The organism is Streptomyces sp. NPDC016469 (genome assembly GCF_040632905.1).
In the GTDB taxonomy this organism is placed as follows: domain Bacteria; phylum Actinomycetota; class Actinomycetes; order Streptomycetales; family Streptomycetaceae; genus Streptomyces.
In genome coordinates, this window is sequence record NZ_JBEYCQ010000031.1 from 54,964 (window position 1) to 73,650 (window position 18,687).

An 18,687-nucleotide genomic window follows, 5' to 3' on the forward strand; every position below is an offset into this window, starting at 1 on the left:
GTGAGCACGCCCGAAGAGAATCCGCGCCCCACACCCGTGGACGTACCGCTGATCCGGGTCGGCGCGCCCGCCCCCGCCGCGGGCGGCTGCGGGGACGGCTGCGGCTGCGGCGACGGCGAGGAGTACGAGGAGTGCGGGCTCGACCCCGCGCTCGCCCGGCTCCTCGCCGAATCCGGCCTGGACCCGATCCAGGTCGAGGACATCGCGCACCTGGCCATCACCGAGGACCTGGACGGCGGGGTGGACGTCACGACCGTCGCCACCGTCGCCGAGGACGCCGTGGCCATCGGTGACTTCACCGCCCGCGAGGCCGGTGTGGTGGCCGGGCTGCGCGTGGCGGAGGCGGTCCTGTCGATCGTCTGCACCTCCGAGTTCGAGGTCGAGCGGCACGTCGAGGACGGCGACCGCGTCGCCCCCGGCCAGAAGCTGCTGACCGTCACCACCGGCACCCGGGACCTGCTCACCGGCGAGCGCAGCGCCCTCAACCTGCTCTGCCGGCTCTCCGGCATCGCCACCGCCACCCGCGCCTGGGCCGATGTGCTGGAGGGCACCGGGGCCAAGGTCCGCGACACCCGCAAGACGACGCCCGGGCTCCGCGCCCTGGAGAAGTACGCGGTGCGTTGCGGCGGCGGCGTCAACCACCGGTTCTCGCTGTCCGACGCCGCGCTCGTCAAGGACAACCACGTCATCGCGGCGGGCGGGGTCGCCGAGGCGTTCAAGCGGGTCAGGGAGGAGTTCCCGGAGCTGCCGATCGAGGTCGAGGTCGACACGATGGACCAGGTCGCCGAGGTCCTGGAGGCGGGCGCCGACCTGATCCTGCTGGACAACTTCACCCCGGCCGAGACCGCCGAGGCGGTCGCCCTGACCGGCGGACGCGCCTTCCTGGAGTCCTCCGGCCGGCTCACCCTCGATTCGGCCCGCGCCTACGCGGAGGCCGGGGTCGACTACCTGGCCGTGGGCGCGCTGACCCACTCCTCGCCGATCCTGGACATCGGCCTGGACTTCCGCGACGCCGACGGGGCCGGCGCCTGATGCTGCTCACCATCGACGTCGGGAACACCCACACCGTCCTCGGCCTCTTCGACGGCGAGGAGATCGTCGAGCACTGGCGGATCTCCACGGACCCCCGTCGCACCGCCGACGAGCTCGCCGTGCTGCTCCAGGGCCTCATGGGCATGCACCCGCTGCTCGGCATGGAGCTGGGCGACGGCATCGAGGGCATCGCGATCTGCTCCACGGTCCCGGCCGTGCTGCACGAGCTGCGCGAGGTGACCCGCCGCTACTACGGCGACGTTCCCGCGGTGCTCGTGGAGCCGGGCATCAAGACCGGGGTGCCGATCCTGATGGACAACCCGAAGGAGGTCGGCGCGGACCGCATCATCAACGCGGTCGCCGCCGTCGACCTCTACGGCGGTCCGGCGATCGTGGTCGACTTCGGCACGGCCACCACCTTCGACGCGGTCTCGGCCCGGGGCGAGTACACCGGCGGTGTCATCGCGCCCGGCATCGAGATCTCCGTCGAGGCGCTGGGCGTCAAGGGTGCCCAGCTGCGCAAGATCGAGCTGGCCCGGCCGCGCAGCGTCATCGGCAAGAACACCGTCGAGGCCATGCAGGCGGGCATCATCTACGGCTTCGCCGGCCAGGTCGACGGGGTCGTGGAGCGGATGAAGAAGGAGCTGGCGGCCGACCCGGACGACGTCACCGTCATCGCGACGGGCGGCCTTGCTCCGATGGTGCTGGGCGAGTCCTCCGTCATCGACGAGCACGAGCCCTGGCTGACCCTCATCGGGCTCCGCCTGGTGTACGAGCGCAACGTGTCGCGGCTGTAGGAACAGGCCCCTGACCGGCGGCTCCGGGTGCGACGGCACTCCGGAGCCGCCGCGCCACCGACGACCAGTTAAGCCGATTTTGTCCCTTTAGCACGTATTGTCGCGGCATGCCCACGCCTTACGGATCACGCGGCGGTATGGCCTTCAGCGCGGACGAGCTGCGAGTGCTCCGACGCGCCCTCGCCTTCGCGCTGCACCCCGCGCCCCTGCCCGACGAGGATGTCCAGGACTGCCTGCGGCTGGCGGGCAGTGTGGACGAGGCCGTCGCCGAGGCCGGACGGCTGCGCGCCTTCCTCCTCGCCGACCTCGCCCGCTACCGCGACGCCCTCCCCGGCTCCCTCACCGGCTATCTGGAACTCCTCCAGGACGCCCTGGCCGCCGGATACGACCCGCTCCCCGAGGACCTGGCCGCGCTGCGCGCCCTGCGCGGCGGCCCGCTCGCCGCGGCCCTCCTGGAGCGCTGCCAGATGACCGCGGAGCGCTCCGTACGCGCCCGGCTCGCCGGACGGGCCGTGCACGCGATCACCCCGGCCCCCCGCAGCCGGCTGCTCGCGCTGCCCGGCGGGCGCGCCGCCGAGCCGGACAAGCCGAAGACGCCTCCGGCCCCGGCCCGCCCCGTACCGCCGTCCGAGCGCCCGGCCCCGAAGCCCTCCGAGGTCTTCCCGCCGCGCCGTCCGGTACCGCAGCCGCCGCAGCGCGCCGCTGGGTAGGGCCTCTCCGGGGGCCGGGAGGCGGCTCGCTACTCTGGAGGGCATGGACTACGTATCCGCGCTCGTGCCCCCCGTGGTGATGGCCGCCTTCTTCATCGGCCTGGTCGTGACGATCGTCAAGAGCCAGGGCGGCCCCAACAAGGCCAAGGAGGACGCGGCCGTGGACGCGGCGATCAGCCGCGCCGAGTCGGTCCAGCAGACCCCGCGCGCCGAAGGGGCCTGACCCCTCCGGGGCGCGCCCGGCGCTCCCGTATGCGAAAAGGCGTACGACTCCCGAGGAGTCGTACGCCTTTTTGCTGCGCAAATAGCTACGCATTCCAGACATCTGGCACTAAGGTGACGCTGTGCCCCGTCAATTGGGAGAGCTCGAAGACGCCGTGATGACACGGGTCTGGGAATGGAACCGTCCGGTCACTGTGCGGGAAGTCCTGGAGGACCTTCAGCAGGAGCGGTCCATCGCCTACACCACCGTCATGACGGTAATGGACAATCTCCATCAGAAGGGCTGGGTCCGCCGCGAAGTGGAGGGCCGCGCATATCGATATACGGCCGTCTCCACCCGCGCCGCATACGCCGCCGCCCTGATGAACGAAGCCTGGTCGCGCAGCGACAACCCGGCAGCCGCACTGGTCGCGTTCTTCGGGATGATGTCGGCCGAGCAGCGCGAAGCTCTGCGCGATGCGATGCGGATCGTTCAGCCCGCTCTTCCCGAGGACGGCACGGCCCCCGCGGACGAAGCCGGGGATGGCGAAGCCGGTGAAGCGGCCGATGGCGCGGAGCCGGAGGCCGGACGATAGCGTCTGCGTATGTCCTCAGAGCTTCCGCAAACCGATTCCCGGACCGAACCGTCGGTTATTAACGTGGCCATCACCGTCCGGCGCGCACGGACGAGCGATGTGCCCGCCGTCCGCCGTCTCCTCGACGGCTACGTGCGGGAAGGCATCCTCCTCGACAAAGCCACGGTGACGCTTTACGAGGACATCCAGGAGTTCTGGGTCGCCGAACGGGACGAGGACGCCTCGGTCGTGGGCTGCGGCGCGCTGCACGTCATGTGGGAAGATCTCGCCGAAGTCCGCACGCTCGCCGTCGACCACGCCCTCAAGGGCGCCGGAGTGGGCCACCACGTCCTCGACAAGTTGCTGCGGACCGCCCGCTGGCTGGGCGTCCGCCGGGTTTTCTGTCTCACCTTCGAAGTCGACTTCTTCGCGAAGCACGGCTTCGTGGAGATCGGAGAGACGCCCGTCGACGGAGATGTCTACAGCGAGCTGCTGCGTTCCTATGACGAGGGAGTCGCGGAGTTCCTCGGTCTCGAACGAGTGAAGCCGAACACCTTGGGCAACAGCCGGATGCTTCTGCACCTGTGACCGCGCGAAGAGCGGGAAGAGGGGGCCGCGCCCCTATGTCCGAATCGCGCATGTTTCCCGTCCCCTTGAGCTGCTGAACCTCTCCCGGGGGTTTGTGTTTTCCGGGGAAAAGCGGTTTCCTTTCCGCGTACTCCATTTTCGATGAAAGGAAATCCGGTGGCACAGAAGGTTCAGGTCCTTCTTGTTGACGACCTCGACGGTGGCGAGGCGGACGAGACGGTGACGTTCGCGCTGGATGGCAAGACGTACGAGATCGACCTCACCACCAGCAACGCGGACAAGCTGCGTTCCCTTCTCGAGCCCTACGCGAAGAACGGCCGGCGTACCGGTGGCCGTGCGGCGTCGGGACGCGGCAAGGGCCGCGCCGTCTCCGGTGGCAACAAGGACACCGCCGAGATCCGTAAGTGGGCCCGCGAGAACGGCCACAATGTGAATGACCGCGGCCGCGTCCCCGCCGAGATCCGCGAGGCTTACGAGAAGGCCAACGGCTGAGCCACGGGCTCATCGTGGAACAAGCCCGCCCGGGCGCGCGCCAGCCGGGCCCGGTGGCATTCCGTCGCCACGGCGTCCACGAGCCGGACGAGGTCGGGAGCGTCGCCACGCGTGCCCCCGAAGCCGGAGAAGGCCGGGAGAACCGGCGCTTCGTCCTGTTCCCGTGACGGCCTGGGGGGCCGCAGCCAGGAGGCGGCCCCCGGCTCCACCGGACGCCCCGGCGGTGGCGGAGCGGTGATCCGCCCGCCCGCGCCCAGACCGGTCAGCGACAGCGCGACCCCGCCCCACTCCAGCCAGTCGAGCAGCCCCGGCAGCTCCTCCGCGCTCCCCGGCGCCACCAGCAGGCTCATCCGCAGCCCCATGAGCGCCACCGGCCCCGTCGGGCCCACCCGCCTCAGCGCCGCGTGCCCGGCGACGGCGGGTACGACGAGCACGTCGAACCGGATCCCGGTCAGCAGCCGCACCGGCGAACCGCCCGCCGTGGCCCAGCCCATCTCCCGCTCGTACCACCCGGCCCAGCCGTCCCACGGCTCACCCCGGGCTTCACCGCCCTGCTCGACGGAGGGCGGGACGCGGGGCGGCGGCACGGTGAGGGTCATGTCGGAACAACCCCCGACCGGCCCAGCAGGTTACGTATCGCGCACGAGCGACCGCATAGGGTGTCCGGGTTGGGGGCGTACGGGCGCATTCAGGAGTACGAAGATGTTCGCCCGTAGCGGAGGGAACCCGCGTACGCCGCATGGACTGTCTGTAATTGCGGGTAAGACATCCCTAGTGGGGAGGGGCGACACGCAAGTCATGCACGTCTCACGTTCGCCATCGGCGTACTGGCGACTGGGGTATCTGTCTGGCCTGCGGGAACATCGTCTCGCACCATCGGGTTGGAGCAGTTGTCGGCGTTCGGGGCGGGCGATCCCCCGGGAAGCAGGGCCGGGTGTCGGCAGTCGAAATGAGCGGTCCCCGCTTGCGGGACTAAGCTGCGGAAGGACAGGGAGGGGACCGACCCCTTACTGCCTGACCGCTCTGAGGAGCGATTAACGATGTTCGAGAGGTTCACCGACCGCGCGCGGCGGGTTGTCGTCCTGGCTCAGGAAGAAGCCCGGATGCTCAACCACAACTACATCGGCACCGAGCACATCCTCCTGGGCCTGATCCACGAGGGTGAGGGTGTCGCCGCTAAGGCCCTGGAGAGCCTCGGGATTTCGCTCGAGGCGGTCCGCCAGCAGGTGGAGGAGATCATCGGCCAGGGCCAGCAGGCCCCGTCCGGCCACATCCCCTTCACGCCCCGAGCCAAGAAGGTCCTGGAGCTGTCGCTCCGCGAGGCCCTCCAGCTCGGCCACAACTACATCGGCACGGAGCACATCCTGCTCGGCCTGATCCGCGAGGGCGAGGGCGTCGCCGCCCAGGTCCTCGTGAAGCTCGGCGCCGACCTGAACCGGGTGCGCCAGCAGGTCATCCAGCTGCTGTCCGGTTACTCCGGCGGCAAGGAGGCGGCCACCGCAGGCGGCCCCGCGGAGGGCACGCCCTCCACGTCGCTGGTGCTCGACCAGTTCGGCCGCAACCTCACGCAGGCCGCCCGCGAATCCAAGCTCGACCCGGTCATCGGGCGCGAGAAGGAGATCGAGCGGGTCATGCAGGTGCTCTCCCGCCGTACGAAGAACAACCCGGTGCTCATCGGCGAGCCCGGCGTCGGCAAGACGGCGGTCGTCGAGGGCCTGGCCCAGGCCATCGTCAAGGGCGAGGTGCCCGAGACCCTCAAGGACAAGCACCTCTACACCCTCGACCTCGGCGCCCTGGTCGCCGGCTCCCGCTACCGCGGTGACTTCGAGGAGCGCCTGAAGAAGGTCCTCAAGGAGATCCGCACCCGCGGCGACATCATCCTGTTCATCGACGAGCTCCACACCCTGGTGGGTGCGGGCGCCGCCGAGGGCGCGATCGACGCCGCGAGCATCCTCAAGCCCATGCTGGCGCGAGGCGAGCTGCAGACCATCGGTGCGACCACCCTGGACGAGTACCGCAAGCACCTGGAGAAGGACGCCGCTCTGGAGCGCCGCTTCCAGCCGATCCAGGTCGCGGAGCCGTCGCTGCCGCACACCATCGAGATCCTCAAGGGTCTGCGCGACCGCTACGAGGCCCACCACCGCGTGTCCATCACGGACGAGGCGCTGGTCCAGGCCGCGACGCTGGCCGACCGGTACATCTCGGACCGCTTCCTGCCGGACAAGGCGATCGACCTGATCGACGAGGCCGGTTCCCGGATGCGCATCCGCCGGATGACCGCGCCGCCGGACCTCCGTGAGTTCGACGAGAAGATCGCGGGCGTCCGCCGCGACAAGGAGTCGGCCATCGACTCCCAGGACTTCGAGAAGGCGGCCTCCCTCCGCGACAAGGAGAAGCAGCTGCTGGCGGCGAAGGCCAAGCGCGAGAAGGAGTGGAAGGCCGGCGACATGGACGTCGTGGCCGAGGTCGACGGCGAGCTCATCGCCGAGGTCCTCGCCACCGCCACCGGCATCCCGGTCTTCAAGCTGACCGAGGAGGAGTCCTCCAGGCTGCTGCGCATGGAGGACGAGCTCCACAAGCGCGTCATCGGGCAGAAGGACGCCATCAAGGCGCTCTCGCAGGCGATCCGCCGTACGCGGGCCGGCCTGAAGGACCCGAAGCGCCCCGGTGGCTCGTTCATCTTCGCCGGCCCGTCCGGTGTCGGTAAGACCGAGCTGTCCAAGACGCTCGCCGAGTTCCTGTTCGGCGACGAGGACGCGCTGATCTCCCTCGACATGTCGGAGTTCAGCGAGAAGCACACGGTCTCGCGTCTCTTCGGTTCGCCCCCCGGCTACGTGGGCTACGAGGAGGGCGGCCAGCTCACCGAGAAGGTGCGCCGCAAGCCGTTCTCCGTCGTCCTCTTCGACGAGGTCGAGAAGGCCCACCCCGACATCTTCAACTCCCTGCTCCAGATCCTGGAGGACGGTCGCCTGACCGACTCCCAGGGCCGGGTCGTGGACTTCAAGAACACGGTCATCATCATGACGACCAACCTCGGGACCCGGGACATCTCCAAGGGCTTCAACCTGGGCTTCGCCGCCCAGGGCGACGTCAAGACGAACTACGAGCGGATGAAGGTCAAGGTCAACGAAGAGCTCAAGCAGCACTTCCGGCCCGAGTTCCTCAACCGTGTCGACGACACGGTCGTCTTCCACCAGCTCAGCCAGGAAGACATCATCGAGATCGTCGACCTGATGATCGCGAAGGTGGACGAGCGGCTCAAGGACCGTGACATGGGCATCGAGCTCAGCACGGACGCCAAGAAGCTGCTCGCCAAGAAGGGCTACGACCCCGTGATGGGCGCCCGGCCGCTGCGCCGGACGATCCAGCGTGAGATCGAGGACATCCTCTCGGAGAAGATCCTCTTCGGCGAGCTGCGCCCCGGCCACATCGTGGTCGTCGGCAGCGAGGGCGAGGGCGACGACGAGAAGTTCACCTTCCGCGGCGAGGAGAAGTCGGCTCTGCCCGACGTCCCGCCGATCGAGCAGGCGGCGGGCGGCGGCCCGAACATGACGAAGGAAGCGTGACAGGCGCCTTCTGCCTCTCCCGGCAGTAGCGCCCGAGCGTCCGAAGGGGCGGCCCCGGACCGGTTTCGACCGGCCGGGGCCGCCCCTTTTCGCGTGCTCACCGACGCCCTTCTCGCGCATTCAGCACCCCCTCTTTGCGTATGCGGCGCCTGCCGGCACGGTGACAGGCGCGTCACAGGAGCGTCCCGGTCGGGTCCTCTACGCGCGTTGGCCGAAATTGGCTGGTTAATCTGGCCCGGCCTCGGGTGCCCTGCCCGTGGCAGGTTTTTCGTTCGCAAACGAAGAACCCCGGAGCAGCGAGGGGGATGGGGCACGCCATGGGCAGAGGCGATGTGTCGCGCAGGCGGATGATCAAGCTGGCCGGAGCCGGGGCGGGGCTGGCCCTGCTGGGCGCCGGGACCGCGGCCTGCGGCCCGGTCGAGGAGCCGGTCGAGGGCGGCGGCTCCGGTTCGGGGAAGCCGGGCGAGTCGGGGAAGCCCGGGGGCGCCGCCCCCGAGCCGGGCGGGAAGCCGACGCCGGCCTGGCAGCACGCCACCACGTACGACGGGCTGGCCTGGATATCCGCGGTCGCCGTGGTCGACGACGTGGTGCTGGTCTCCGGTGACCCGCTGGTGGCCCGCGACCTGTCCACCGGCAAGGAACTCTGGTCCCGCGCCGAGGTGACCACGCCGGGCGCGAGCATGCTCATCGGCGACGGCACCCTCTACTTGGCCAGTGCCCGGTACGACGGCAACATCATCGGGCTCGACCCCAGGACCGGCAAGGACACCTGGCGCAGCCGGCTCGGCGACAAGGAGTACTCCCAGCCCCGGGTCATCGCCGCCGACGCCGGCCACGTCTACGTGGTCGCCGGGATCCTGGACAAGAACTTCCGGACCCCCGACAACGTGATCGCCGCCATCGACACCTCCTCGGGCAAGGTCGTCTGGCGCGAACAGCGTGACCACGGCACCGAGGCGAACGGCCTCACCGCACGGGTCTCCGGCAAGCGCCTCGTCTACACGGACTTCCGCGAGAACCTCACGGTCCGCGACACCGCGACCGGCCACCAGGTCTGGACGAAGAAGACCGGCCGCAGCGGCAACCGCGGCTTCGAGGTCCACGAGGGCCTGGTCATCATCGCGACCGGCGACAGGATGCGCGCCTTCGACCTGGAGACGGGCGCCGAGCGCTGGTCCTTCGCGACCGAGAAGTACAGCCGGTTCAACGATCCGGCCGTTCTGGACGGCGTCCTCTATGTCTCGGACACCGTCCACGCCCTGTGGGCGGTCGATCCGGCGACCGGGAAGCGGCACTGGCACAACCCGGAAACCTTGGAGATCGCGGCCCCCTGGCAGTTCGCCAAGGTGGGCGGCGTCCTCTACGGGGCCACCCAGTTCGACAAGAACGGCGGCCTCCACGCCTTCGACCCGGCCGACGGCAAGCTGCTGTGGACCTACAACGACGGCTCCGGCGACATCGACCGCTGGTACCTGGCCTCGGGCGGCAAGCGACTGGTCGCCCTGCACGCCAAGAAGGTGACGGGGCTGCCCGTCGGGTAGCGCTCGGCGTGGGGTCGAAGGTCCCGAAACGGACGGCCTTCGGTCCCACCGCCGGTGACAAGGCGCACAGGCCGTTTCGGCCCTACTAGCCGCCTTAGGAGCAGCGGGCCCGATCCGTCGGGGGCCTTTCGGCCCTGCGGCGGACGGGCCCTTTGCGTGCTTGGGGTCGTATGCCCGTACAGGGGGCGTATGTCCGGTTGGGGCGGTGGGGAACTGGGCCTAAACCTGCTCCGGGGAGGACTTTCGAGGGTCTTCCGGAGGGGGGTGGGCGGGGGCCCTCCGGGCGAATTCCCGGGGTGCTTTCTACGGCTTTTGATCGTAGATGGGGTGTTTGAGCACCGGCGGGGATGCGGGTTACCAAGGTATGGCCAGCCCGGCACACCGTCGGGTCCAGTCATCTCCGGAGGATTTCCGCTTATGTCGAAGCGCGTTACGTTCCAGTCCCGCCGCCCGTCCGTGTCCCGTGTCCGTGGAGCCGTCGTGGCAGCCGGCCTGGGGACGTCGATGGTTCTCGGTGCGGGCGCTGCGTTCGCGGCCGGCACTGCGGACGCCCCCCAGGCCCCGGCCCTGGTCGGCTCGGCCACCGCCGACTCGGTCGCCAAGCAGGCCGCCGCGCAGGGCAAGGCCGCCGAGCACACCGCGGCCAAGAAGGCCGAGGACGCCAAGAAGAAGGCCGCCGCCGCGAAGAAGAAGGCCGCCGCCAAGAAGAAGGCCATCGCCAAGCTTCCGTGGGAGACCCCGGTCAACCACTACGAGCTGAGCGCCAGCTTCGGCAACGACGGCAGCCGCTGGGCCCACAAGCACTCCGGCCAGGACTTCGCCGTGCCGATCGGCACCAAGGTCGAGGCCGCCCACAGCGGCACGATCGTGAAGGCCGGTCCGAACGGCGGCGGCGACGGCCCCGCGTACGGCAACGCCATCGTGATCTCGCACGGCAACGGCACGTACTCGCAGTACGCGCACCTGTCCAAGATCGACGTGCACATCGGCCAGCACGTGAAGAAGGGCGAGAAGATCGCCCTGTCCGGCAACACCGGCAACTCCAGCGGCCCGCACCTGCACTTCGAGATCCGGACCACCCCGAACTACGGTTCGGCGGTCAACCCGGTCAACTTCCTGCACAAGCACGGCATCAACGTCTGATCCGGCCCGTGTCCCCGGCCCCCCGGCCCCTGCCCCCGAGCAGGGTCACCGGGGGGTTTCCGGGTCGTGGGCCCGGGTGACCAGTTCGACGGCGACCTCGAGAGCGGCCTTGCGCTTCTCCTCGGGGTCGCCTTCGACGTCCTTCAGGGCGAGCATTCCGGCGTGCAGGGTGAAGAGCGCGCTGAAGCACCGCACCTGATCGGTGAGCGGCGCGCCCGGCTCCTTGATCAGGTCCACCAGGCCCAGGACCCGGTGCTTGATCGTGTCGCCGATGCTCAGATCGCGTACCGTCGCCTGGTTCTCCTGCATGAAGCGGAAGAGCGGGGCCGCGTGGGCCAGCGCGTCGCTGTAGCGGCGCAGCAGCTCCGTCTTGGTCTCCAGGGTGCGGGGCTGGGTCTCGCCCCAGGCGATCAACTCCTCCACCGGGCGGTTCAGGTCCTCGAAGATGCTGGCGAGGATGTCTTCCTTCGTCTTGAAGTGGTAGTAGAGCGCCGCCTTGGTGACGTCCAGCTTCTCGGCGATCTCCCGGAGCGAGGTCTTCTCGTACCCCTGCTCGGCGAAGAGCTCCAGGGCGACGTCCTGGATGCGCTGGCGAGTGTTGCCCCGGCGCGGCTGCGGCGTGCTGCCCATGGTGCTCTCCCAAATTAACTTACTTGACGCCCGGCTAGTTACGGGTCTACCTTCCTCCAGTGTAAGCAACTAGCCGGGCGGCAAGTAAGGGCCCGGTGCAGGGGTGACTGGGGAGTTGGGGAAGATGGCGGACCTGATCAAGACGGCGGACGGGAAGGCGGGCGGCATACCGGCCACGAAGGCGGAGGCACCGGCTCCGCCGCAGCGCAGCGTCCGGGTGGTGGTGCTCGCCCTGATGATCGCCATGCTGCTGGCGATGCTCGACAACCTGATCGTCGGCACCGCGATGCCGACCATCGTCGGTGACCTCGGCGGCCTCGAACACCTCTCGTGGGTCGTCACGGCCTACACCCTGGCCACCGCCGCGTCCACGCCCATCTGGGGCAAGCTCGGCGACATGTACGGGCGCAAGGGCATCTTCCTCACGTCCATCGTGATCTTCCTGATCGGCTCGGTCCTCAGCGGCATGGCCCAGGACATGGGCCAGCTGATCGGCTTCCGGGCCGTCCAGGGCCTCGGTGCCGGCGGTCTGATGGTCGGCGTCATGGCGATCATCGGCGACCTCGTGCCGCCCCGCGAGCGCGGCAAGTACCAGGGCATGATGGCCGGCGTGATGGCCATCGCCATGATCGGCGGACCGCTGGTCGGCGGCACCATCACCGACCACCTCGGCTGGCGCTGGAGCTTCTACATCAACCTGCCGCTCGGCGCCGTGGCGCTGATCATGATCACCGCGGTCCTGCACCTGCCCAAGCGGGAACGCACCAAGCGGAACGTCGACTACCTCGGCGCCGTGCTGCTCACCGTCGGCATCACCGCGATCGTGCTGGTCACCACCTGGGGCGGTTCCGAGTACGACTGGAACTCCGCGGTCATCATGGAGCTCATCGCGATCGGCGTCGCCTCGCTGGCCGGCTTCCTCTTCGTGGAGACGAAGGCCGCCGAACCGATGATCCCGCTCCACATCTTCCGCAACCGCAACTTCACGCTCATGTCCGTGGTCGGCTTCATGGCCGGGTTCGTGATGTTCGGCGCGGTGCTGTTCCTGCCGCTCTACCAGCAGTCAGTGCAGCACGCCTCCGCGACCAACTCGGGGCTGCTGCTCCTGCCGATGCTGCTGTCCATGATGGTCGTCTCGCTCATCGCGGGCCGGGTCACCACCAGCACCGGCAAGTACAAGGTCTTCCCCGTCGTGGGCTCGATCCTCATGGTCATCGGCCTCTTCCTGCTCGCGCAGATGGACACCGGCACCAGCCGCCTCACCTCCGGGCTGTACATGGCGGTGCTCGGCGCCGGCATGGGCTTCCTGATGCAGATCACGATGCTCGTCGCGCAGAACAGCGTCGAGCTGAAGGACATGGGCGTCGCGTCCTCCTCGACCACCCTCTTCCGTACGCTCGGCAGCTCCTTCGGCGTCGCCATCATGGGCGCGCTGTTCACCGGCCGGGTCCAGGACGAGATGGCATCGCGCGGCGGCGGCGCGGCCACCGCGCACTCCGCCCAGCTGGACGCGGCGAGCCTGGCCAAGCTGCCGGTGCCGGTGCGCGAGGCGTACGAGTTCGCGGTGTCGTCCGGCACCCACATCGCGTTCCTCGTCGGCGCCTCCGTCGGTCTGGTCGCGGTCGTCGCCTCCCTCTTCGTCAAGGAGGTCCCGCTGCGGGGCGCCGGCCCCGAGGCCGAGCCCGCCCCGGCGGTCGCGGAGATCTGACCGCCGCGGAGGTACGGAGAGGGCCCCGGGAGCACGCGTCCCGGGGCCCTCTCCCCGTCACGCCTTCTTCGAGGAGCCCGGCTCCGCCACCGGGCTCCGCTGCTCCGCGAACTGGAGCATCGGATAGCTGCCCGTGGCCGTCGGCGCGTGCTCCGGCAGCCACAGCACCGCGACCGCCCCGCCGCTGCCCGCCGCCGCGCCCTCCGGCGCCGCGTTCCGGAAGGTCAGCCGGGCCCCGAGCACCCGGGCCTGGCCCGCCGCGATCGTCAGCCCGAGACCGTGCCCGCGCCCGGCCCGGTCGGCCGACCCGGTGCGGAACCGGCTCGGCCCCTCCCGCAGCAGCGCCGCCGGAAAACCGGGCCCGTGGTCGCGGACCCGGACCACCCGGCCCTCGACCGCAACCTCCACCGGGGTCGCCCCGTGCTTGGCCGCGTTGCCCAGCAGGTTGCCCAGGATGCGCTCCAGGCGGCGGGGGTCCGTATTGACCCAGGAGTCGTGGACCACCTGGACCCGGACCTCCGGGTCCAGCAGCGCCACCCGCCGGCTCACGAACTCGCCGAGCGCGATCTCCTGGAGCTCGGCCCGCTCCGACGCGCTGTCCAGCCGGGCCACCTCCAGCACGTCCTCGACCAGGGTGCGCATCGCCTGGGCCCGGTCGCGCACCAGCTCCGTCGGGCGGCCCGGGGGCAGCAGCTCGGCGGCCGTCAGCAGCCCGGTCACCGGCGTCCGCAGCTCGTGCGCGATGTCCGCGGTGACCCGGCGCTCCGCCTCGATCCGCTCGTTCAGCGCGTCGGTCAGCGCGTCCACCGCCCCGGCCAGCTCGTCCGTCTCGTCGCGCACGACGCCGCCGACCGCGTCCCTGACCCGGACGTCCGTGTTGCCCTGGGCCACCTTCCCGGCGGCCGCGGCCGCCTTGCGCAGCCGGCGCGAGAGCTGGCCGCCGATCAGCACGCCCAGCGCGGAGCCGCCGAGGACCACCGAGACCGAACCGATGATCAGCGCCCGGTCCAGGTCGCCCATGACCGTGGTCGAGCGGTCCGCGAACCGGGTGTGCAGCGACAGCACGTTCCCGTTGCCCACCGGCACGGCCGCCCAGACGTCGGGCACCCCGCCGGACTCCTCCACATGCGTGGCGCGGCGGTTGCGCCGGGTCTCCTCGCGCAGGCTCTGCGGCATCGTCGGATCGTTGAGCTTCGCCCCGAACCGGGGGTCGGCCTTCTTCGTCTTCTTCGCCTCGTACAGCAGTTGCGCGTAGGTCAGCCGTTCCAGCTGGACCTCGCGGGCGTTCTCCAGCATCGAGACGCGGGCCGCGTTGTGCACCACCAGGCTCAGCGCGACGGCGATCAGCGCGCCGACCGCCGCGATCGCGATGCTGATCTTCCAGCGGACACCCGTCCGCAGGGCGGGCCGCCTCATGCCCGGAGCTTGTAGCCGAAGCCGCGGACCGTCTCGATCCGGTCCTGGCCGATCTTGGTGCGCAGCCGCTGCACATGGACGTCCACGACCCGGGTGTCGCCGCCCCAGCCGTAGTCCCAGACCCGTTCGAGCAGCTTGTCGCGGGAGAGCACGGTGCCGGGCGCCGAGGAGAATTCCAGGAGCAGCCGCATCTCGGTCGGCGTCAGCCCCACTTGCGCACCGCCCCTGCGGACCTCCATGCCCTCGGTGTCGACCTCCAGGTCCCCGAAGACCAGCACCCCGCCCACGGCCTCGGACTCCGGCTGCCCGCCCCCGGCCCGGTCGCCCGACGCATGGCCGAAGCGGCGCAGCACCGCCCTGATCCGGGCCACCAGGACCGCCCCGTCGAACGGCTTGGTGACGTAGTCGTCCGCGCCGGCCTCCAGGCCGAGGACCACGTCGATCGAGTCGGCCCGCGCCGACAGCATGATCACGGGGACCGTCGACTCGTCCCGGATGCGGCGGCACAGGCTGACCCCGTCCAGACCGGGGACCATGACGTCGAGCAGCGCGATGTCGGGCCGGTCCGCCCGGAAGGCCTCCAGGCCGGTCAGCCCGTCGGGCACCGCGGTGACCGCGAAGCCCACCCGTTCCAGCGCGAGCTGAGTGGCCTCGCGGATGACGTCGTCGTCCTCGACGAACAGCACATGGGTCTCGGCCATCGGGAAGCTCTCAGTTCCTCGGCGGTTCCGTGGGCTCGGGAAGGTCCCCGTCGCCCGCGCCCACGGCTCGGTTGAAGTCGTTGCGTACCCGGTCCTGCTCGGTGAACCGGCCGTTCGCCCAGTGGTACGTGATCACCTCGTCGCCCGAGGGATAGGCGACCGCGTCCTTCTTCTCGTACACCTGGGTCGTCACCACCAGGTCCCCGCGGTCGATGGTGCCGTAGACGGCGGGCTGCTCGACGGCGAAGACGTTCTGGTACGTGCCGTCGGCGCGCGGCCGGTAGACGTAGGTGCCGACCCCCACCGAGTCGCCGCAGGTCATCACGTTGACCACCACGTCGGCGGACGGGCCGCCGGTGATCCGGCCGTACGAGGTGTCCACCGGGTACTCGTCGCCGCTGCATGCCTTCAGGTCCATCCGGACCCGCCCGCTCACCTTCGGGTCCGCCTTGAGCAGCGCCACGGCGTCCACCTTGGGAGCGGGCTTCGCCGTGGCGGCGGCCGTCGCGCTCGGGGTGACCTGGACGACCGGCTCGGCGCCCGCCGGGCCCTCGTCCCGGGTGCCCGTGCCGCCGGTGGAGCAGCTGACGGCGAACAGCCCGAAGACGGCGAGGCCGGCCAGGGCCGTGCTGCTCGCCGCCCACCCGGTCAGCAGGCGCCTGTCGGCGCCTGCCGTTCCCCCGCCGGTTGTGCCGGTGACCGTGCCGTCGTCACCGCTGCCTGTCAGGCCGCGCACCGCTCCCGCCCCCGCTCCTCGGCGTGCCGGGCCTCCCGGCTCGCCGCTTCCCTGTTCTCCAGCTCCTGGCGCAGCCGCGCCAGCGCACGGTGCAGCGTGCTCTTCACCGTACCGGCCGACATGCCGAGCGCCGCCGCCGTCTCCTCGGTGCTCATCTGCTCCCAGTGTCGCAGGACGACGACACTGCGCTGCTTGGGAGCCAGCACGCCCAGGATGTCCATCAGCAGGGCGCGGTCGGCGCGCTGCTCGGTGCCGTCCTCGATGCTGGCGTCGGGCAGCTGCTCGGTGGGCACCTCGTCCAGCTTGCGCGCACGCCACCACTCGGTGCGGGTGTTGATCATGACGCGGCGCAGATAGGCGTCGGCGAGGGACTTGTCCTCGATGCGGTCCCAGCGGCCGTAGGTGCGGGCCAGCGCGGTCTGGAGCAGGTCCTGGGCGTCGACGGGGTCCGGGACGAGCCGGCGCGCACTGCGCAGCAGCGCCTCCTGCCGGGTCCGTACGTACTCTTCAAAGCCGAGCACCTCGCCCTGCGCCATCACAACCGCCTCCATCCCCGTGGATCCCCGTAGAACCGCTCGTACCGCTGCCCGCCGGTGGTCGGTTCCGGCTGACGTCGCAGACGCTACGGAGCGGTTGTCACGAGGCTGTGCGGGGCAGCCGTAGGCGGGCGCACGGCTGTCCATCGGTTGTGTAACAGTGCGGGGAGGAGACCGGACAAACGATCCCGCGCCGGACGCGAGAAGGCCCGTCCGCCCCGTCATTGTCACGGGGCGGACGGGCCCTGTCCGCTGTTGTTACGGAGCCGGGCGGACGCTGTTACGCGGGGGAGACGGCCCGGTCCCTCAGGTCAGCGGCAGCCGGTACCGGCCGCCGGCCAGTGGCTCGACCAGACCGTCGGCGACCAGCCCGTCCAGCGCGCGGGCCCGCTGCACCGGCTCGTCCCACACCGTGTCGAGCGCCGCTTGCGGGACCGGGCCGACCGCCTCGCGCAGCACGGCGAGGAGCCTGCCGCGCACCTGCCGGTCCGTGCCGGCGTAGGTCTGGCCCCGGCGCGGCGGCCCCTGGTGCGCGGGCTTCCCGGCCAGCCGCCAGGCGCACTGCTCCGCGATCGGGCAGCGCGAGCAGTCCTCGTTCTTCGCGGTGCAGACGAGGGCGCCCAGCTCCATCGTGGCCGCCGCCCAGCGGGCCGCCCGCTCGTCCTCGTCGGGCAGCAGCTCCCGGGCGAGCCTGCGTTCGGCGGCGGTCGTCGCGTTCGGCGGGTACTGGATGCCGGTCGCGGCCCGTGCGAAGACCCGGCGGACGTTGGTGTCGAGGACGGCGTGACGCTGCCGGTACGCGAACGAGGCCACGGCCGCCGCCGTGTACTCGCCGATGCCGGGCAGGGCGAGGAGCTGGGCGTGCTCACTCGGTACGTCACCGCCATGGCGTTCCGTTATCGCCTGGGCGGCCCCGTGGAGGCGGAGGGCCCGGCGCGGGTAGCCGAGCCGGCCCCAGGCGCGGACCGCCTCGCCGGGCGGCTCCGCAGCGAGGTCGGCGGGGCGCGGCCAGCGGGCGAGCCACTGCTCGTACACCGGGAGGACCCGGTTGACGGGGGTCTGCTGCAGCATGAACTCGCTCACCATCACACCCCAGGCCCCCGCTTCGGGGCGGCGCCAGGGCAGATCGCGGGCGTGCTGGTCGAACCACCCGATCACGGGGGCGTGGAGGGAGGCGGGGGGCGTCTGTGTCGCAGTCGTGGCAGTCATCGCACCATCGATCCTGACACGGCGTTCCGGTTGGAGGCCCCACGCCCCGCGAGCGGTTGCGGCAACTGGCCGATGGACCGTTCTCCGGCCGCCTCGACGCACTCGCTGTGCGTAAACGTTTCGCCACATAGGGGCACATCGGTCGTTTCCGATGCCCGAACTGGCCCTCGCAGGATGATGATCCGCAAAACTTGGGGCTCAAGGCGGCGGGTGGGGCGGGAGTTGGGCCGGATCTCTCGTACAGTTTGCGCCGTGGGATCTCTGCGCAATCCGATCGGTCCGCTACCCTCCAGCATCTACTGGCGACGGAGGGCGGTCGCGGCGGCCCTGGTCGTGCTGCTCGCGGCGCTGATCGCATGGGCCGTCACCTCCGGTGGCGGCGGCGGGGATCACCACGACGACTCCAAGGCGCCCGGTTCCAGCCCCGCGGGCTCCATCACGCCCGGACCTTCCGGTTCCGGCCCCGCGATCAGCGGACAGCCCGGCGGGAGCGGCGGGTCGAACGGCTCCGGCGGCAGCGACGGTGACAAGGACGGCGGTTCGGGCGGTGGTTCCGCCGGTACGGGCGGCGACTCGGGCTCCTCGGACGCCAACGGCGGTGGCCAGGACACCGGTTCGGGTTCCGCTTCCGGTTCCACCGGCTCCGGCACGAGCGCCGGGGTGGAGGCCGCGCGTCCGGTGCCGGCCGGCTCCTCGCTCCCGGACTGTGCCGCGGGCGCGATCCGGATCGGCCTGAAGACCGAACTCAGTTACTCCCCCGACGAGAAGCCGAAGTTCCGGCTGTTCGTCACGAACAGCTCGTCCACCGCCTGCAAGGCCGACTTCGGACCGAAGAGCGCGGTGCTCACCGTCACCGAGGCGGGCGGGGACGACGACGAGGTGTGGTCCTCCAAGGACTGCCCGCGCGACCCGAAGCCCGTACTGATCGAGGTGCCCGCCGGGACGACCGTCGTGCACACCGTGGAGTGGGACCGGGCGAAGAGCGCCCCCAAGTGCGCGACGCCGCCCGCGGGCAAGGCCAAGCCGGGCACGTACCTCGTGGAGGCCAAGGCGCCCGGCGAGCCCGTGCAGCGCGCCTCGTTCGTCCTCGCGAAGGACTGAGGCGT

19 protein-coding genes are annotated in these 18,687 nt (G+C 70.7%); 12 read left to right on the forward strand and 7 right to left on the reverse strand.

From position 1 onward, the window contains the following. The 7 genes from nadC to ABZ565_RS28795 all read left to right on the forward strand — a co-directional run bounded on the left by nadC (nucleotide 1) and on the right by ABZ565_RS28795 (nucleotide 4,395). Nucleotides 1-1,032: a carboxylating nicotinate-nucleotide diphosphorylase gene (gene nadC, locus ABZ565_RS28765; RefSeq protein WP_361032991.1), complete on the forward strand. Its 1,032-nt coding sequence runs from the start codon at nucleotides 1-3 to the stop codon at nucleotides 1,030-1,032. Then, complete coding sequence (locus tag ABZ565_RS28770) at nucleotides 1,032-1,829, forward strand: type III pantothenate kinase (RefSeq protein ID WP_361032994.1); 798 nt, start codon at nucleotides 1,032-1,034, stop codon at nucleotides 1,827-1,829. The genes nadC and ABZ565_RS28770 overlap by 1 nt, the downstream gene beginning before the upstream one ends. Before the next feature lie 137 nt (nucleotides 1,830-1,966). Then, entirely contained in the window at nucleotides 1,967-2,539 is a 573-nt protein-coding gene (locus tag ABZ565_RS28775) for a hypothetical protein (protein WP_361033075.1), read from the forward strand. Nucleotides 2,540-2,582: 43 nt separating this feature from the next. Beyond that, nucleotides 2,583-2,762, forward strand: coding sequence for a hypothetical protein (locus tag ABZ565_RS28780; RefSeq protein WP_018520482.1), 180 nt, complete (start codon nucleotides 2,583-2,585; stop codon nucleotides 2,760-2,762). Between the two features lie 121 nt (nucleotides 2,763-2,883). Continuing rightward, on the forward strand, nucleotides 2,884-3,336 hold the full coding sequence (locus tag ABZ565_RS28785; protein WP_361032997.1) for a BlaI/MecI/CopY family transcriptional regulator: 453 nt from the start codon (nucleotides 2,884-2,886) through the stop codon (nucleotides 3,334-3,336). A gap of 9 nt (nucleotides 3,337-3,345) precedes the next feature. Then, nucleotides 3,346-3,903 carry an amino-acid N-acetyltransferase gene (locus ABZ565_RS28790; RefSeq protein ID WP_361033000.1) on the forward strand — a complete coding sequence of 186 codons (558 nt, stop codon included), beginning with the start codon at nucleotides 3,346-3,348 and terminating at the stop codon, nucleotides 3,901-3,903. Nucleotides 3,904-4,059: 156 nt separating this feature from the next. Next, nucleotides 4,060-4,395 carry an Lsr2 family protein gene (locus ABZ565_RS28795; RefSeq protein ID WP_018102272.1) on the forward strand — a complete coding sequence of 112 codons (336 nt, stop codon included), beginning with the start codon at nucleotides 4,060-4,062 and terminating at the stop codon, nucleotides 4,393-4,395. On the opposite strand, the gene ABZ565_RS28800 is transcribed toward ABZ565_RS28795, so the two are convergent. Further along, entirely contained in the window at nucleotides 4,374-4,994 is a 621-nt protein-coding gene (locus ABZ565_RS28800; RefSeq protein ID WP_361033003.1) for an SCO3374 family protein, read from the reverse strand. The genes ABZ565_RS28795 and ABZ565_RS28800 overlap by 22 nt on opposite strands. A 441-nt stretch (nucleotides 4,995-5,435) precedes the next feature. Between ABZ565_RS28800 and ABZ565_RS28805 the strand changes: the two genes are divergently transcribed. The 3 genes from ABZ565_RS28805 to ABZ565_RS28815 all read left to right on the forward strand — a co-directional run bounded on the left by ABZ565_RS28805 (nucleotide 5,436) and on the right by ABZ565_RS28815 (nucleotide 10,645). Continuing rightward, nucleotides 5,436-7,961, forward strand: coding sequence for an ATP-dependent Clp protease ATP-binding subunit (locus tag ABZ565_RS28805; protein WP_361033006.1), 2,526 nt, complete (start codon nucleotides 5,436-5,438; stop codon nucleotides 7,959-7,961). Nucleotides 7,962-8,278: 317 nt separating this feature from the next. Further along, nucleotides 8,279-9,502, forward strand: coding sequence for a PQQ-binding-like beta-propeller repeat protein (locus ABZ565_RS28810; protein ID WP_361033009.1), 1,224 nt, complete (start codon nucleotides 8,279-8,281; stop codon nucleotides 9,500-9,502). Nucleotides 9,503-9,919: 417 nt separating this feature from the next. Further along, nucleotides 9,920-10,645 carry a M23 family metallopeptidase gene (locus ABZ565_RS28815; protein WP_361033011.1) on the forward strand — a complete coding sequence of 242 codons (726 nt, stop codon included), beginning with the start codon at nucleotides 9,920-9,922 and terminating at the stop codon, nucleotides 10,643-10,645. A 45-nt stretch (nucleotides 10,646-10,690) separates the two neighbouring features. Here the strand turns inward: ABZ565_RS28815 and ABZ565_RS28820 are convergent, their stop codons facing one another. Beyond that, nucleotides 10,691-11,275 (reverse strand): helix-turn-helix domain-containing protein, encoded by a 585-nt coding sequence (locus ABZ565_RS28820; protein WP_361033014.1) that lies wholly within the window; start codon nucleotides 11,273-11,275, stop codon nucleotides 10,691-10,693. A gap of 124 nt (nucleotides 11,276-11,399) precedes the next feature. Between ABZ565_RS28820 and ABZ565_RS28825 the strand changes: the two genes are divergently transcribed. After that, a complete protein-coding gene (locus tag ABZ565_RS28825; protein WP_361033017.1) occupies nucleotides 11,400-12,983 on the forward strand; it encodes an MDR family MFS transporter in 1,584 nt (527 codons plus the stop codon). A gap of 57 nt (nucleotides 12,984-13,040) precedes the next feature. Here ABZ565_RS28825 and cseC read toward each other — a convergent pair whose 3' ends face one another. The 5 genes from cseC to ABZ565_RS28850 form a co-directional block, all read right to left on the reverse strand. After that, nucleotides 13,041-14,399, reverse strand: coding sequence for a two-component system sensor histidine kinase CseC (cseC, locus tag ABZ565_RS28830; RefSeq protein WP_361033020.1), 1,359 nt, complete (start codon nucleotides 14,397-14,399; stop codon nucleotides 13,041-13,043). Beyond that, entirely contained in the window at nucleotides 14,396-15,100 is a 705-nt protein-coding gene (gene cseB, locus ABZ565_RS28835; protein ID WP_361033023.1) for a two-component system response regulator CseB, read from the reverse strand. Before cseB ends, cseC begins: the two co-directional genes overlap by 4 nt. Before the next feature lie 10 nt (nucleotides 15,101-15,110). Continuing rightward, the gene (locus tag ABZ565_RS28840) at nucleotides 15,111-15,836 is read right to left on the reverse strand and encodes a hypothetical protein (RefSeq protein ID WP_361033026.1); all 726 of its coding nucleotides are present in this window, start codon (nucleotides 15,834-15,836) and stop codon (nucleotides 15,111-15,113) included. Continuing rightward, on the reverse strand, nucleotides 15,824-16,372 hold the full coding sequence (locus ABZ565_RS28845; protein WP_361033078.1) for a SigE family RNA polymerase sigma factor: 549 nt from the start codon (nucleotides 16,370-16,372) through the stop codon (nucleotides 15,824-15,826). Before ABZ565_RS28845 ends, ABZ565_RS28840 begins: the two co-directional genes overlap by 13 nt. Before the next feature lie 306 nt (nucleotides 16,373-16,678). Then, nucleotides 16,679-17,581, reverse strand: a complete 903-nt coding sequence (locus tag ABZ565_RS28850; protein ID WP_361033029.1) for an A/G-specific adenine glycosylase — start codon at nucleotides 17,579-17,581, stop codon at nucleotides 16,679-16,681. A 333-nt stretch (nucleotides 17,582-17,914) separates the two neighbouring features. On the opposite strand from ABZ565_RS28850, the gene ABZ565_RS28855 reads away from it, so the two are divergent. Then, the gene (locus tag ABZ565_RS28855) at nucleotides 17,915-18,682 is read left to right on the forward strand and encodes a hypothetical protein (RefSeq protein ID WP_361033081.1); all 768 of its coding nucleotides are present in this window, start codon (nucleotides 17,915-17,917) and stop codon (nucleotides 18,680-18,682) included. The last annotated feature ends 5 nt before the right edge of the window (nucleotides 18,683-18,687 follow it).

Excerpts from the sequence above, each read along its gene's own strand:
- ABZ565_RS28815 (WP_361033011.1), top strand. The coding sequence starts at position 9,920 with ATGTCGAAGCGCGTTACGTTCCAGTCCCGCCGCCCGTCCGTGTCCCGT.
- ABZ565_RS28790 (WP_361033000.1), top strand. The coding sequence starts at position 3,346 with ATGTCCTCAGAGCTTCCGCAAACCGATTCCCGGACCGAACCGTCGGTT.
- ABZ565_RS28850 (WP_361033029.1), bottom strand. The coding sequence starts at position 17,581 with ATGACTGCCACGACTGCGACACAGACGCCCCCCGCCTCCCTCCACGCC.
- ABZ565_RS28820 (WP_361033014.1), bottom strand. The coding sequence starts at position 11,275 with ATGGGCAGCACGCCGCAGCCGCGCCGGGGCAACACTCGCCAGCGCATC.
- ABZ565_RS28800 (WP_361033003.1), bottom strand. The coding sequence starts at position 4,994 with ATGACCCTCACCGTGCCGCCGCCCCGCGTCCCGCCCTCCGTCGAGCAG.
- ABZ565_RS28825 (WP_361033017.1), top strand. The coding sequence starts at position 11,400 with ATGGCGGACCTGATCAAGACGGCGGACGGGAAGGCGGGCGGCATACCG.
- ABZ565_RS28845 (WP_361033078.1), bottom strand. The coding sequence starts at position 16,372 with ATGGCGCAGGGCGAGGTGCTCGGCTTTGAAGAGTACGTACGGACCCGG.
- cseC (WP_361033020.1), bottom strand. The coding sequence starts at position 14,399 with ATGAGGCGGCCCGCCCTGCGGACGGGTGTCCGCTGGAAGATCAGCATC.
- ABZ565_RS28780 (WP_018520482.1), top strand. The coding sequence starts at position 2,583 with ATGGACTACGTATCCGCGCTCGTGCCCCCCGTGGTGATGGCCGCCTTC.
- ABZ565_RS28810 (WP_361033009.1), top strand. The coding sequence starts at position 8,279 with ATGGGCAGAGGCGATGTGTCGCGCAGGCGGATGATCAAGCTGGCCGGA.
- ABZ565_RS28770 (WP_361032994.1), top strand. The coding sequence starts at position 1,032 with ATGCTGCTCACCATCGACGTCGGGAACACCCACACCGTCCTCGGCCTC.
- ABZ565_RS28805 (WP_361033006.1), top strand. The coding sequence starts at position 5,436 with ATGTTCGAGAGGTTCACCGACCGCGCGCGGCGGGTTGTCGTCCTGGCT.
- cseB (WP_361033023.1), bottom strand. The coding sequence starts at position 15,100 with ATGGCCGAGACCCATGTGCTGTTCGTCGAGGACGACGACGTCATCCGC.
- ABZ565_RS28775 (WP_361033075.1), top strand. The coding sequence starts at position 1,967 with ATGGCCTTCAGCGCGGACGAGCTGCGAGTGCTCCGACGCGCCCTCGCC.